Origin of the sequence: Streptomyces sp. NPDC102283 (assembly GCF_044766265.1) — a bacterium.
In the GTDB taxonomy this organism is placed as follows: Bacteria; Actinomycetota; Actinomycetes; order Streptomycetales; family Streptomycetaceae; genus Streptomyces.
This window is the reverse complement of record NZ_JBIWLQ010000004.1, coordinates 303,978-317,601: the sequence shown is the minus strand read 5'-3', so window position 1 is coordinate 317,601 and position 13,624 is coordinate 303,978. Positions and strand designations below refer to the sequence as shown.

13 protein-coding genes are annotated in these 13,624 nt (G+C 70.8%); 12 read left to right on the top strand and 1 reads right to left on the bottom strand.

The window, feature by feature from the left end:
* Positions 1 to 46: 46 nt before the first annotated feature.
* Positions 47 to 1,081: a LacI family DNA-binding transcriptional regulator gene (locus ACIRJT_RS10705; RefSeq protein WP_403907182.1), complete on the bottom strand. Its 1,035-nt coding sequence runs from the start codon at positions 1,079 to 1,081 to the stop codon at positions 47 to 49.
* Positions 1,082 to 1,215: 134 nt separating this feature from the next.
* Here ACIRJT_RS10705 and ACIRJT_RS10700 point away from each other — a divergent pair, with 134 nt between their 5' ends.
* The 12 genes from ACIRJT_RS10700 (at position 1,216) to ACIRJT_RS10645 (ending at position 13,408) form a co-directional block, all read left to right on the top strand.
* A complete protein-coding gene (locus ACIRJT_RS10700) occupies positions 1,216 to 2,475 on the top strand; it encodes an MFS transporter (protein WP_403907180.1) in 1,260 nt (419 codons plus the stop codon).
* 9 nt (positions 2,476 to 2,484) lie between these two features.
* Positions 2,485 to 3,846, top strand: a complete 1,362-nt coding sequence (gene pafA / locus ACIRJT_RS10695) for a Pup--protein ligase (RefSeq protein ID WP_398359648.1) — start codon at positions 2,485 to 2,487, stop codon at positions 3,844 to 3,846.
* 149 nt (positions 3,847 to 3,995) lie between these two features.
* Positions 3,996 to 4,934, top strand: coding sequence for an FKBP-type peptidyl-prolyl cis-trans isomerase (locus ACIRJT_RS10690; protein ID WP_397922755.1), 939 nt, complete (start codon positions 3,996 to 3,998; stop codon positions 4,932 to 4,934).
* A gap of 43 nt (positions 4,935 to 4,977) precedes the next feature.
* Positions 4,978 to 5,349 (top strand): FKBP-type peptidyl-prolyl cis-trans isomerase, encoded by a 372-nt coding sequence (locus tag ACIRJT_RS10685; RefSeq protein WP_371622569.1) that lies wholly within the window; start codon positions 4,978 to 4,980, stop codon positions 5,347 to 5,349.
* A gap of 162 nt (positions 5,350 to 5,511) precedes the next feature.
* Positions 5,512 to 6,465 (top strand): helix-turn-helix transcriptional regulator, encoded by a 954-nt coding sequence (locus ACIRJT_RS10680; RefSeq protein WP_403907176.1) that lies wholly within the window; start codon positions 5,512 to 5,514, stop codon positions 6,463 to 6,465.
* Positions 6,466 to 6,478: 13 nt separating this feature from the next.
* Positions 6,479 to 7,435, top strand: coding sequence for a helix-turn-helix transcriptional regulator (locus tag ACIRJT_RS10675; RefSeq protein ID WP_403907174.1), 957 nt, complete (start codon positions 6,479 to 6,481; stop codon positions 7,433 to 7,435).
* Positions 7,436 to 7,457: 22 nt separating this feature from the next.
* Entirely contained in the window at positions 7,458 to 7,769 is a 312-nt protein-coding gene (locus ACIRJT_RS10670) for a hypothetical protein (RefSeq protein ID WP_403907172.1), read from the top strand.
* A gap of 64 nt (positions 7,770 to 7,833) precedes the next feature.
* The gene (locus tag ACIRJT_RS10665; RefSeq protein ID WP_403907170.1) at positions 7,834 to 8,031 is read left to right on the top strand and encodes a hypothetical protein; all 198 of its coding nucleotides are present in this window, start codon (positions 7,834 to 7,836) and stop codon (positions 8,029 to 8,031) included.
* A 217-nt stretch (positions 8,032 to 8,248) separates the two neighbouring features.
* Complete coding sequence (tatA, locus tag ACIRJT_RS10660; protein WP_215102847.1) at positions 8,249 to 8,545, top strand: Sec-independent protein translocase subunit TatA; 297 nt, start codon at positions 8,249 to 8,251, stop codon at positions 8,543 to 8,545.
* A 49-nt stretch (positions 8,546 to 8,594) separates the two neighbouring features.
* Positions 8,595 to 9,560: a twin-arginine translocase subunit TatC gene (gene tatC, locus ACIRJT_RS10655; protein ID WP_403907167.1), complete on the top strand. Its 966-nt coding sequence runs from the start codon at positions 8,595 to 8,597 to the stop codon at positions 9,558 to 9,560.
* A 19-nt stretch (positions 9,561 to 9,579) separates the two neighbouring features.
* Positions 9,580 to 10,473 (top strand): diacylglycerol kinase, encoded by an 894-nt coding sequence (locus ACIRJT_RS10650; protein ID WP_403907165.1) that lies wholly within the window; start codon positions 9,580 to 9,582, stop codon positions 10,471 to 10,473.
* Between the two features lie 94 nt (positions 10,474 to 10,567).
* Positions 10,568 to 13,408 (top strand): DEAD/DEAH box helicase, encoded by a 2,841-nt coding sequence (locus ACIRJT_RS10645; protein WP_403907161.1) that lies wholly within the window; start codon positions 10,568 to 10,570, stop codon positions 13,406 to 13,408.
* Positions 13,409 to 13,624: the final 216 nt, after the last annotated feature.

Genomic DNA, 13,624 nt, shown 5'->3' with positions numbered 1-13,624 from the left:
CGCCCCCAGGGGCGTCGTGCCCCCGGGTCTTGGCCCGGGGGCGCCGTCATGTCCGGGCGGCGGGCGGCGGCGCCGTGGAGCCGCGTACGACGAGCCGGACCGGCAGACCGCCCCGCTCGACGGGACGGCCGTCCAGCACCGCGAGCAGCGCCTCCATGCCCCGCTGTCCGACCCGCTCCGCCGGCAGCCGCACCGTCGTCAGCTCCGGCTCCAGCGCCGTGGCCAGCGCCAGGTCGTCGAATCCGGTGACCGACAGCTCGTCCGGCACTCGCAGCCCGAGCCTGCGGGCCGCCTTGCAGGCGCCGGCGGCCAGGACGTCGTCGTCGCAGACGATCGCGGTGGGCCGGCCTCCGCCGGCCGACAGGGCCTGTTCGGCCACCGCGCGCCCCGCCCCCACGTCCAGCGGGGCGCGCACCGTGCGCACCGTCGCGTCTCCCGCCGCCCCCAGCGCCTCGTGCAGCGCCTCGGCGCGCACCGCGAACGTCCAGGTGTCCACGGCGGACGCCAGATGCAGGAAGCGGCGGTGGCCGAGTCGCAGCAGATGGTCCGTCACCTGCCGCATCCCGTCCGCGATGTCGAGGTTCACATGGGCGGCGGGCCCGGTGTCCGAGGGATCGCTGTCCAGCATCACCAGCGGCAGATCCGCCCCGTGCAGCGCACCGAGCGCGTCGGCGGCCATCGAGGACGCGATGACCCCGTCGAGCGCCGCGCGGGCCGAGGCGAACGGGTCGCGGGCCGGGCCCGTGCCGTCGGGCGAGGGGTAGAGCACCACGCCGAAGTCGTGCTCGGCGGCGAGCGCCGCCGCCCCGGCGTACACCCGCGCGAAGAACTCGTTGGTGAGCGCGGGCACCACCAGCAGTGCGGTCCTGGTGCGGCCGAGCCGCAGACTGCGGGCCGCCAGATTGGGCCGGTAGCCGATCTCCGCCGCGGCGTCCCGGACCCGCTGGGCCGTCGTCTCCGACACCCTGCCCGGCCACTTCTCGCCGAGCACCAGGGAGACCGTCGCCTGTGAGACGCCCGCCGCACGGGCCACGTCGCGGCTGGTGGGCCGGGCGGGGACGGGCTGCTGCGCGCTGGTCACTCGTGCCTCCGTGCGAGATGTTTCCGTAACGCCGCGAGGTGGACCCGCGAACTGCGCACATGGTACGTATGAACCTCGACGTTATACGTAACACCTCAGGGCGGCGCAGCCGGTCGGGGCGGAGAGGGGCGGACATGGCCGCGGGATATCTGGACATCCTCCGGGCGCGGCATGCCGCCCGGCTGCTGACGGGCACCCTGGTGGGGCGGCTGCCCAACGGCACCGCGCACATCGCGATCGTGCTGTTCACCCGGGCGGAGGGCGGCAGCTACACGCTGGCCGGCGCGCTCGCCGCCGCCTACGGACTGGCCACCGCCGTCGGGCAACCGCTGCTCGGCCGGGCGGTCGACCTCCACGGGCAACCGCGCGTCCAGCCCCCGGCCGCCGTTCTCTCCGCGCTCGGCATGTCCCTGCTGGCCTTCACCGGGCTCTCCTCACTCCCGCTGGCCTACCTCGCCGTCGTCATCGCCGGGGTGGCCACACCGCCGCTGGAGGGCGGCCTGCGGGCCCTGTGGCCCAGCGTCCTGAAGGGCGAGGGCCAGGTGCACCGGGCCTACGCCATGGACGCCGTGGCGCAGGAGATCATGTTCACCGTCGGCCCGCTCCTGGTGACCCTGCTCGTCTCGCTCTGGTCACCGGCCGCCGCGCTGCTCGTCATCAACGCCATCGGAGTGCTCGGCGCCCTCTCGGTCGTCCTGTCCGAGCCCTCGCGCACCTGGCGCTCCGCACCCCGCGAGGCGCACTGGCTCGGCGCCCTGCGCTCGCCCGGACTCCTCGCCCTGCTCGGGGCGTTCTTCTTCGTCGGGCTCGCCCTCGGCTCCATCACGGTGGCAGGGGTGGCGTACGCAGACGACCACGGCAGGGAATCGGTGTACGGGTGGCTGATGGCCGCACTCGGCCTCGGCGCGCTGATCGGCGGCCTCGCCTACGGGGCGCGGGAGTGGGCCGGTGCGCCCGAGAAGCGGCTGCGGGTCATCGTCGGGCTGCTGGCTCTGGGCTATCTGCCGTTGACGCTCACCCCCTCGGTGCCCGTCATGTCCGCCCTCGCCGCCCTCGCCGGGGTGTTCCTCGCGCCGGCCATCGCCTGCTCCTTCATCGTGGTCGACCGGCACGCCCCGCGCGGCACGGTGACCGAGGCGTTCTCCTGGCTCGTCACCACGTTCGGCGTAGGCGCGGCGGCCGGTACGGCCGTCGCCGGACCGGCCGTCGAACTCGGCTCGACCGCCTGGAGCTTCGCCGTCGCGGGGGCCGGTGGAGTGGCGGCCCTGATCGTCCTGCTGGCCACCGGGAGGGTCCTCGGGAGTGTCTCCCGTACGCCCGCCGTCGTGACGGGATCGGAAAATGATCGAAACGGAGCCGTCGAACCCGGTTTCAGCTCAGGCCATAAGGCGTAATGTTCAGTCATGGACCGCCGCATTTTCGGGCTGGAGAACGAGTACGGCGTCACGTGCACGTTCAGGGGACAGCGCCGACTGTCACCTGACGAAGTGGCGCGCTACCTCTTCCGCCGTGTTGTGTCATGGGGCCGCAGCAGCAATGTCTTTCTGCGGAACGGCGCCCGCCTCTACCTCGACGTGGGATCGCATCCGGAATATGCAACCCCCGAATGCGACAACGTGACCGAACTGGTCACGCACGACAAGGCGGGCGAGCGCATTCTCGAAGGCCTGCTCGTCGACGCCGAACGCCGCCTGCACGAGGAGGGAATCGCGGGCGACGTCTATCTCTTCAAGAACAACACCGACTCGGCGGGAAACTCCTACGGCTGCCACGAGAACTACCTCGTCGCCCGCCACGGAGAATTCTCCCGGCTCGCGGACATCCTCATTCCGTTCCTCGTCACCAGGCAGCTGATCTGCGGTGCGGGCAAGGTGCTCCAGACCCCGCGTGGCGCGGTCTACTGCGTCAGCCAGCGTGCCGAGCACATCTGGGAGGGCGTCAGCTCCGCGACCACCCGCTCCCGGCCGATCATCAACACCCGCGACGAACCCCACGCCGACGCCGAGCGGTACCGCCGCCTCCACGTCATCGTCGGCGACTCGAACATGTCCGAGACGACCATGCTGCTCAAGGTCGGCGCCACCGATCTGGTGCTCCGCATGATCGAGGCGGGCACGGTGATGCGCGACCTGACCCTGGAGAACCCGATCCGGGCGATCCGCGAGGTCAGCCACGACCTCACGGGGCAGCGCAAGGTGCGCCTGGCCAGCGGCCGGGAGGCCTCGGCCATCGAGGTCCAGCGGGAGTACTACGAGAAGGCCGTGGACTTCGTCGAGCGCCGGGGCATCCGCACCGGCACCGTCGACCAGGTCCTGGAGCTGTGGGGCCGCACCCTGGACGCGATCGAGGCCGAGGACCTCGACCGGATCGGCACCGAGATCGACTGGGTCATGAAGTACAAGCTCATCGAGCGGTACCGGGCCAAGCACAACATGACCATGTCGAATCCGCGGGTCGCCCAGATAGACCTCGCCTACCACGACATCCACCGTCGCCGAGGCCTCTTCTACCTCCTGGAGCGCAAGGGGCAGACCGCCCGCATCTGCAATGACCTGAAGATCTTCGAGGGCAAGTCGGTGCCCCCGCAGACCACCCGGGCGAGGCTGCGTGGCGACTTCATCCGCAGGGCCCAGGAGCAGCGGCGGGACTTCACCGTCGACTGGGTCCACCTCAAGCTCAACGACCAGGCGCAGCGCACGGTGTTGTGCAAGGACCCGTTCCGCTCCGTCGACGAGCGGGTGGAGAAGCTGATCGCCGGCATGTGAGCCGGCGTCACCGCGCCACGGCCCCGGCCCCCAGGACCCACCGGTCCTGGGGGCCGGGGCCGTCCGTGCGGTGTCCGGCCCCAACCGGATCGAAGGGCCTAGAGTGTTGCGGGACCCATTGACCGTGCCCCCTGAGATCTGAGGAACCAGTGCGCCGAATTGCCGGCCTTCTTCTCGCCCCCCTCCTGCTGCTGTCGGCAGTGGCGTGCGGCAGCGACGACAAGGCCTCCGACTCCGCCTCGTCCAAGAACGGCGTCCCCGCGATCACCGCGGGCGCCAAGTTCGGCGAGAAGCCCACCCTCTCCAAGGGGGAGGGTGACCCGCCCAAGGAGCTGAAGACCGAGGTCCTCAGCGAGGGGGACGGCGCGAAGCTCAAGAACGGCGACGCGATCCAGGTGAACTACCTCGGTCAGGCGTGGGACTCCACCAAGCCCTTCGACAACAGCTTCGACCGCAAGCAGCCCTTCGATCTGACGCTCGGCGCCGGAATGGTCATCCAGGGCTGGGACAAGGGCCTGGTCGGCCAGAAGGTCGGCAGCCGCGTCGAGCTGGTCATCCCGCCGGAGCTCGGCTACGGCGAGCAGGGCCAGGGCGACATCAAGCCCAACGCCACGCTCGTGTTCGTCGTCGACATCCTGAAGGCCACCCAGATCCCGGCCTCCGCCAAGGGCACCGAGGTCGCCCAGGACAACGTCGACCTGCCCAAGGTCGGCGTGAAGACCGACGGCAAGGCCCCCACGGTCACCATCCCCAAGGGCGACCCGCCGAAGAAGCTCGTCTCCAACTACGTCCTGGAGTCCGACGGCGAGGTCGTCAAGGAGTCCGACAGTGTCGTCGTGAACTACGTCGGCATGATCTGGAAGGGCGCCAAGGAGTTCGACAACACGTACACCACGGGCAAGACCCAGACCTTCCCGCTGTCCCAGGTCACCCTCAAGGGCCTGAAGAACGGCCTGGTCGACAAGAAGGTCGGCAGCCGGGTACTGCTCGTCATCCCGCCGGACCAGGCCTTCGGGGACCAGCAGCAGCAGGCCATCCCGAAGAACTCCACCCTGGTCTTCGCCGTGGACATCCTCGCCAAGGTGTAACACTGTCCCGGTTGTCCAGTTCATCATTTAGAGGAGCAGTTCAGTGAGCATCGAGAAGCCCGAGGTCGACTTCCCGGGTGGCGAGCCGCCGGCCGACCTGCAGATCAAGGACATCTGGGAGGGCGACGGCGCGGTGGCCCAGGCGGGTCAGACCGTCTCCGTCCACTACGTGGGCGTGGCCTTCTCCACCGGCGAGGAGTTCGACGCCTCCTGGAACCGCGGCACCCCGCTGCAGTTCCAGCTCGGTGCCGGTCAGGTCATCTCCGGCTGGGACCAGGGCGTGCAGGGCATGAAGGTCGGCGGTCGCCGCGAGCTGATCATCCCCGCGCACCTCGCCTACGGCGACCGCGGCGCCGGCGGCAAGATCGCCCCGGGCGAGACGCTGATCTTCGTCTGCGACCTCGTCGCGGTCTGATCGGTTCCGGTCGTACGAATGAGGGCCCCCGCCGCACGGCGGGGGCCCTCACCGTTCTCCGGCGGGCCTGTCATCGCTCTCCGGTAGGCGGACCGCCTTTTGGTCCCCACACCCCGGGGCGGTACGGTCGACGGTCGTAGAGCAACAAGAGAAAGGGCGTCGATGGCGATTGCCAAGGCCGAGCGGTTGATGAACCTCGCGCTGTGCCTGCTGGGGACCCGGCGCCCGCTCAGCAAGCGCGAACTCCGCGGATCCATCGAGGCCTACCTCGAAGCGGGCTCCGACGACTCCTTCAACCGGATGTTCGAGCGCGACAAGGACGATCTGCGCGAGCTCGGCCTCGTCATCGAGACCGTCGAGAACCTCGACGGCGACACCGGATACCTCGCCCGCCGCGACAGCAACCGGCTGCCCCCCATCACCCTGGACGCCGAGGAGGCCGCGGCCCTCGGCCTCGCCGCCAAGGTCTGGCAGCAGGCCCGCCTCGCCGGAGCCGCCAGCGGCGCCCTCCAGAAACTGCGGGCCGCCGGAATGCCGGAGGCCGAGGACGCCTACGAGGTCCACAGCGCCCTCGAACCCCGCATCCCCGTCCACGAGGCCGCCTTCGAGCCCCTCATGCTGGCGTGCCGCGACCGCCGACCCGTCACCTTCGACTACCGCAAGGCCAACTCCGCCCGCCCCGAGCACCGCCAGGTCGAACCCTGGACCCTCGAATGCTGGCGCGGCCACTGGTATCTGGCGGGCTGGGACCGCGAGCGCGGCGCCGAACGCGTCTTCCGGCTCTCCCGCATCACCGGTAAGGTCCGCTCCCGCGCCGGGGCCTTCAGCGCAGAGGTGCCCGACGTCGTCACCGTCCGCGAGACCGTCGAGAGCTGGGCCGGCGAGACCGCGACCCGTACCGCCCGGATCACGCTGCGCGCCGGAGCCGGCTACCCGCTGCGGTCGCGCGCGATAACAGTGAGGGATCGCGGCGACGGCTGGGACGAGCTGGAGATCCCGTACGGGCACGGTCTCGACGCCTGGCTCGTCGAGTTCGGCCCGGACGTCGTCGTGGAGGAACCCGCCGATCTGCGGGCCGATGTGGTGGACCGGCTCCGCGCCGTGGCCAAGGACTAGGGGCAGGGAAACGATGGCCACGAACGCGATCGACCAGACCCGCCGGATGCTGTCCCTGGTGACGTATCTGCGCGAGCGCCCCGGCGCCCACGTCCAGGACGTGGCGCGGGCCTTCGGGATCACCGAGGACGAGCTGATCTCGGACCTCGATGTCCTGCCCATGTGCGGCACCAGCTTCCGCGGCGGCGACCTCCTGGACATCGACACCGACGGCGACCGGATCTGGTGGCACAACCCGGACGACGTCGCCGAGCCGCTCCGCCTCGCCGCCGACGAGGCCACCGCGCTGCTCGTCGCCGCCCGCGCCGTCGCCACCCTGCCCGGACTGCGCGAGAGCGACCGGCTCGCCCTCGTCCGCGCCACCGCCAAGCTGGAGACGGCCGCCGGCGAGTCGGGGGCGGCCAGCTCCCGGCTCTCGGTGACCTTCGAGGCGGAGGGCGGTGTCTTCGCCGACGTCGACCGGGCCATCTCGGAGCGCCGCCGGCTCTGGCTGCGCTACTACTCGCCCGCCCGCGACGAACTCACCGAGCGCGAGGTCGACCCGATCCGGCTGTTCGCCGTCGGCCACACCTACATGGAGGGCTGGTGCCGGCTCTCCGAGGCCCGCCGGACCTTCCGGCTGGACCGGGTCGCCGAGATCCGCCTCCTCGACGCGCCCGCCGCCCCGCCCGAGCTGGAGCTGCGCGACCTGTCCGCGGGGCTGGTCCAGCCCGCCGCCGAGGACCCGGAAGTCGTCGTCGAGGTCGGCACCGGCGGCCGCTGGGTCGCCGAGTACTACCCGCACGACTCCGCCGAGGAGCTTCCCGACGGCGGCCTGCGGATCACCCTGCGCACCCCGGACCCGGCCTCCCTGCGCCGGCTCGCCCTGCGCCTCGGCGGCGAGGGCCGCATCGTCGCCCCGCCGGAACTCGCGGACAGCGCCCGCGAGGCCGCCCGCGAGGCGCTCGCCGCCTACGAGGACACTGTCTGAGACCCGAGGAGGGGAGACAACGATGAACCGGACGCACCTGTTTCCGGCCGCCGCCACCGGAATCCGCCCGGTGTCCCTGCCCGGCGCCGGACCCGTCCCGGTGCCCGTGCCCGCCGCCGTACGCTTCCGGGCCGCCTGCCCCGACTGCCGCGGGCGATTCGAGCTGGCCGCCGCGGCGCTGCGCCTGGCCATCGGCGCCACCAGCCGCACCACCTTCTACACCTTCACCTGCCCCGAGTGCGGCGCCTCGGTCCGCAAGCCCGCCGGGGAGCGCATCATCGAACTGCTCACCGGCGGCGGCGTACGGACGTTGCGCCTGCACACCGCCCTGTAGCGCCCCGACCGCAGCCGCCCGTCGGACAGCCCCGTAGGAAGCCCGTAGGAAGAGGCACCGCCGTATGTTCTGGCCCATGCTCGCCATCGCCCTGGGATTCCTGGGCATCGCCGTGCTCGGTGTGCTCGGCGTCAAGGTCTTCGTCGAGGCCCAGCGCCTCGGCCGTCAGGTCACGGTCACCACGGAGCGGATCAACCAGGCCTCGGAGGACCTCGAACGGGCGGCGACCCGCCTCGCGACCACGGGCGAAGGCCTGCGATAGCGGACCCGGGGGCCTGATGTTCGACAGCACCGGAGGGTACGCTGCATGGGTCGGCCCAGGCAGGGAGGTGCGGGTCGCAATCGGGAGTACGCACGCGCATTGCCTCGCGTTTACCCCTGCGGGTTACGATCGCTGCCAAGCGCAACGATCGGACATACGCCCGGTCGAACGGATAGTGAGCCCACCTCCAGCCGCCTCAGTGAGAAGGAAGTCGCACATGATCGGCAATCTGAAGCCCCTCGAGATCGTTCTGATCATCGCTGTCATCCTGCTGCTCTTCGGTGCCAAGAAGCTTCCCGACATGGCGCGCTCGCTCGGCAAGTCGGCCCGCATCCTCAAGAGCGAGGCCAAGGCCATGAAGAAGGACGACGCGACGACCGCGGCGCCCACGACGGAGACCGTCGAGGACCCGACGCCCCCGCAGTCCACCACCGCGCGCACCATCCAGGCCGCTCCGGGAGACGTCACCAGCTCCCGCCCGGTCAGCGAGGCCAAGCCCACCACCCAGAGCTGACAGCCGACGCGCTCCGCCGACAGCCGCCGCACGAGACGAGGGAAGTGGGTTGCTCAAGTCTGCCCGCAAGCAGGAGAAGGACGACGAGGGGCGGATGCCCCTCCTCGATCACCTGCGTGAGCTGCGTAACCGGCTGCTGAAAGCCGTGCTCGCGATCGTCGTGGTGACGATCGTGGCAGCGTTCTTCCAGAAGGAGATCTACGACTTCCTTCTGCGCCCCCTCCTCGAATCCGTCGGGTGCAAGGACGGCGTCGTCGTCGCCGTCAACGGCAAGCCCTGCGCGTTGCTGAAGACCAACACCCTGCTGGCCCCGTTCACCAACGCCCTCAAAGTCGCCCTGATGTCCGGCGTCCTGCTGGCCACCCCGGTCTGGCTCTACCAGCTGTGGGCCTTCGTGGCCCCCGGACTGCACCAGGGCGAGAAGCGCTACGCCTACGCCTTCGCCGTCGTGGGCGCGCCCCTGTTCCTCTCCGGCGCCTACCTCGCGTACGCGATCCTGCCGCAGACCGCCGAGATCATGCTCGGGTTCAGCCCCGAGAACGTGCAGAACCAGATCGAGCTCGACAGCTATCTGGATCTGCTGGTCCGCATGGTGATCGTCTTCGGCCTCGCCTTCGAACTGCCGCTGCTCCTCATCGCGCTGAACATGACCGGTGTCGTCTCCGGCAAGCGCATGCTCGGCTGGTGGCGCGGGATGATCGTGGGCCTCACCGCTTTCGCGGCCATCGCGACCCCCGGCGGCGAACCGGTCTCCATGCTGCTTCTCGCCGGTCCGCTCGCGGTCCTCTACTTCATCGCCGTCGGCTTCTCCCTGCTCAACGACAAGCGGCGCAACCGCAAGAACCCCGACGCCGAGCTCAGCGACGACGAGGCCTCGGATCTCGATCTGACGCCCGAGCCCGTCGGCGGCATCGAGAGCGTCTCCGGCTCCCGCGCCGCACTTCCGGGGCAGGCGTCCGGCGAGACGGACGGTCGCGCACCGCACCGGCTGAACGGTTACGACGACATCACCTGACCTTGTAGGGTCCGCAAGGGTGACCAGCGAGATCACCCTCTTCGTCAATCCCACCGCAGGACGCGGCCGGGGCGCGCATGCCGCGCAGCCGGCCGCTTCCGCGTTGCGGGACGCCGGATTCTCCGTCCGTACGGTGCTCGGCGAGGACGCCGACGACGCCCTGTGCCGGGCTCGCCGGGTCGTCGCGGCGGGGACCGGGGCGCTGATAGCCGTGGGCGGGGACGGGCTGATGTCCCTCGCCCTCCAGGCCGTCGCCGGGACCGCCACCCCGCTCGGCGTCGTCGCCGTCGGCACCGGCAACGACTTCGCCCGCGCGCTGGGGCTGCCGATACGTGACCCGGCCGCCGCCGGACGGCTGGCCGCGCGGGCACTCAAGGAGGGCGGTCACCGCGACATCGACCTCGGACGGGTCGGTGACCGCTGGTTCGGCTCGGTCCTCGCCTCCGGCTTCGACTCCCGGGTCAACGACCGGGGCAACCGGATGCGCTTCGTCGGCGGCCGGTTCAAGTACGACCTCGCGATCCTCGCCGAACTGGCCGCCTTCCGGCCTATCCCGTACCGGATCCGGCTCGACGGGGGAGAGACCACCGAGATCGAGGCCACCCTCATCGCGGTCGGCAACGGAACCACGTACGGCGGGGGCATGCGGATCTGCGCCGGCGCCGAGATGGACGACGGGCTCTTCGACGTGACCGTGGTGGGGCGGTGCACCCGTACCACGCTCCTCAAGGTCTTCCCCAAGGTCTACCGGGGCACGCACCTGGGCCACCCCGCCGTCACCGTGCGCCGGGTCTCCTCGATCGAGCTGGCGGCGGACGGGGTCACGGCGTACGCGGACGGTGAACCGCTGGGCGCGCTGCCGCTCACCGCCACCTGCGTACCGGGTGCCGTGCGGGTGCTCACCGGGCGCTGAGCAGGCGCTGACCGGGCCCCGGGAAAGGCGGAAGGCCAAGGGCATTTAAAGATCGCGCTGAGTGTCGGAGGTGACGGGTAGGCTCGTAACCAAGATGACAGAGGACCTCTCACCAGCTGAGCGATACCAGGCTTCTCGGGACCGTGCGGCCGAGATGGCGACGGCCCTCGGGCCCTTCCGCGAGATGTACGAGTTCGGACTGGACCCGTTCCAGATCGAGGCCTGCCAGGCCCTGGAGGCGGGCAAGGGGGTGCTGGTCGCGGCGCCCACCGGGTCGGGCAAGACGATCGTCGGCGAGTTCGCCGTGCATCTGGCCCTGGAACAGGGTCGCAAGTGCTTCTACACGACACCGATCAAGGCGCTCTCCAACCAGAAGTTCGCCGATCTGGTCAAGCGGTACGGCGCCGACAAGGTCGGCCTGCTGACCGGTGACAACAGCGTCAACTCCGAGGCGCCGGTGGTCGTGATGACCACCGAGGTCCTGCGGAACATGCTGTACGCGGGCTCCCAGTCGCTCTCCGGCCTCGGTTATGTGGTCATGGACGAGGTGCACTACCTCTCCGACCGCTTCCGGGGCGCGGTGTGGGAGGAAGTGATCATTCACCTTCCGGAGTCGGTGACGCTGGTCTCCCTGTCGGCGACCGTCTCCAACGCGGAGGAGTTCGGCGACTGGCTGGACACCGTGCGCGGCGACACCGAGGTGATCGTCTCCGAGCACCGTCCGGTGCCGCTCTGGCAGCACGTGATGGCCGGCCGCAAGATGTACGACCTCTTCGAGGAGGCGACCGATCACGGGGGGCGCGGCGCCGGACGGCGCGAGGTCAATCCGGACCTGGTCCGTCTGGCCCGGCAGGAGAGCCAGAACGTCTACAACCCCCGTGACCGCCGCCGGGGCAAGATGGTGCGCGAGGCCGACCGCGAGCGCGAGAGGCGACAGCGCGGCCGGATCTGGACGCCCGGCCGGCCCGAGGTCATCGACCGGCTGGACAACGAGGGACTGCTGCCCGCCATCACCTTCATCTTCAGCCGGGCCGGCTGCGAGGCCGCCGTCCAGCAGTGCCTGTACGCCGGACTGCGGCTCAACGACGAGGACAAGCGCCGGCTGGTCCGGGAGATCGTCGAGGAGCGGACCGCGTCCATCCCCGGCGAGGACCTGCACGTCCTGGGCTACTACGAGTGGCTCGAAGGCCTGGAGCGGGGCATCGCCGCGCACCATGCGGGCATGCTGCCGACGTTCAAGGAAGTCGTCGAGGAGCTGTTCGTCCGCGGCCTGGTGAAGGCCGTCTTCGCCACCGAGACACTGGCGCTCGGCATCAACATGCCCGCGCGTTCCGTGGTGCTGGAGAAGCTTGTCAAGTGGAACGGCGAGCAGCACGCCGACATCACCCCCGGCGAGTACACCCAGCTCACCGGCCGGGCCGGACGCCGCGGCATCGACGTCGAGGGCCACGCGGTGGTCCTGTGGCAGCGCGGCATGGACCCGACGGCGCTGGCCGGCCTCGCGGGCACGCGTACGTATCCGCTGCGCTCCAGCTTCCGCCCCTCGTACAACATGGCGGTCAACCTGGTGCAGCAGTTCGGGCGGCACCGCTCGCGGGAACTGCTGGAGACCTCGTTCGCCCAGTTCCAGGCGGACAAGTCCGTCGTCGGGATCTCCCGTCAGGTCCAGCGCAACGAGGAGGGCCTGGAGGGCTACCAGGAGGGCATGACCTGCCACCTCGGCGACTTCGAGGAGTACGCGCGCCTGCGGCGCGACCTCAAGGACCGCGAGACGGAGCTGGCCAAGCAGGGCGTGGCGCAGCGGCGGGCGGCGGCGGCCTCCTCGCTGGAGAAGCTGAAGCCCGGGGATGTCATCCATGTGCCGACGGGGAAGTTCGCGGGGCTGGCGCTGGTGCTGGACCCGGGGCTGCCCGCCGGGCGGGCCAACGGGCACCGCGGATTCGACCACCATGACGGGCCGCGTCCGCTGGTGCTGACCGCAGAGCGGCAGGTCAAGCGGCTGGCCTCGATGGACTTCCCGGTGCCGGTGGAGGCGCTGGACCGGATACGCGTCCCGAAGTCGTTCAACCCGCGCTCGCCGCAGTCCCGGCGCGATCTGGCCTCGGCGCTGCGGACGAAGGCCGGACACATCGTGCCCGACCGGCACCGCAAGGGGCGGGCGCCGGCCGCCGACGACCGTGAGATCAGCCGGCTGCGGACCGAGCTGCGCGCCCACCCGTGCCACGGGTGCGACGAGCGGGAGGACCACGCGCGGTGGGCCGAGCGCTACCACCGGCTGCAGCGGGACACCCGGCAGCTGGAGAAGCGGATCGAGGGGCGGACGAACACGATCGCCCGGACCTTCGACCGGATCGTCGCGCTCCTGACCGAGCTGGACTACCTCCGGGGCAACGAGGTCACCGCGAACGGGCGGCGGCTGGCCCGGCTGTACGGGGAGCTGGACCTGCTCGCCAGCGAGTGCCTGCGCGAGGGGGTCTGGGAGGGGCTCAACCCCGCTGAACTGGCCGCTTGCGTCTCGGCGCTGGTGTACGAGGCGCGGCAGGCCGATGACGCGGTCGCGCCGAAGCTGCCGTCCGGTCCCGCCAAGGTCGCCATGGGCGAGATGGTGCGGATCTGGGGGCGGCTGGATGCCGTGGAGGAGGACTTCAAGATCAACCAGACGGAAGGGGTCGGGCAGCGCGAGCCCGATCTCGGCTTCGCCTGGGCGGTCTACATGTGGGCCTCCGGCCGGACGCTGGACGAGGTGCTGCGCGAGGCGGAGATGCCGGCGGGGGACTTCGTACGGTGGTGCAAGCAGGTGATCGATGTGCTGGGGCAGGTGGCCGCGGCGGCTCCCCGGGATGCGGGGGAGGGGGCGAGCTCTGTGGCGAAGAATGCGCGCAAGGCGGTGGAGGCGGTGTTGCGGGGGGTGGTGGCGTACAGCTCTGTCGGCTGACGCCGACGGAGGTGGTGCGGGTGCGCCTGCGGCGTGCTTGTTCCCCTACCCGCCCCTTCCCGAAACCGGGGCTCGGCCCCGGGCCCCGCTCCTCAAGCGCCGGAGGGGCTGGAAGGGGCCCGGGCTCCGCTTCTCAAGCGCCGGAAGGGCTGGAAGGGGCCCGGGCTCCGCTTCTCAAGCGCCGGAAGGGCTTGATTGGTCCAGGGGCTCCAAGAG

What these genes read in the sequence shown, in the direction of transcription:
- ACIRJT_RS10675 (WP_403907174.1), top strand. Translation starts at nt 6,479, where the DNA reads ATGGCCACGAACGCGATCGACCAGACCCGCCGGATGCTGTCCCTGGTG.
- ACIRJT_RS10700 (WP_403907180.1), top strand. Translation starts at nt 1,216, where the DNA reads ATGGCCGCGGGATATCTGGACATCCTCCGGGCGCGGCATGCCGCCCGG.
- ACIRJT_RS10680 (WP_403907176.1), top strand. Translation starts at nt 5,512, where the DNA reads ATGGCGATTGCCAAGGCCGAGCGGTTGATGAACCTCGCGCTGTGCCTG.
- ACIRJT_RS10670 (WP_403907172.1), top strand. Translation starts at nt 7,458, where the DNA reads ATGAACCGGACGCACCTGTTTCCGGCCGCCGCCACCGGAATCCGCCCG.
- ACIRJT_RS10665 (WP_403907170.1), top strand. Translation starts at nt 7,834, where the DNA reads ATGTTCTGGCCCATGCTCGCCATCGCCCTGGGATTCCTGGGCATCGCC.
- ACIRJT_RS10645 (WP_403907161.1), top strand. Translation starts at nt 10,568, where the DNA reads ATGACAGAGGACCTCTCACCAGCTGAGCGATACCAGGCTTCTCGGGAC.
- pafA (WP_398359648.1), top strand. Translation starts at nt 2,485, where the DNA reads ATGGACCGCCGCATTTTCGGGCTGGAGAACGAGTACGGCGTCACGTGC.
- tatA (WP_215102847.1), top strand. Translation starts at nt 8,249, where the DNA reads ATGATCGGCAATCTGAAGCCCCTCGAGATCGTTCTGATCATCGCTGTC.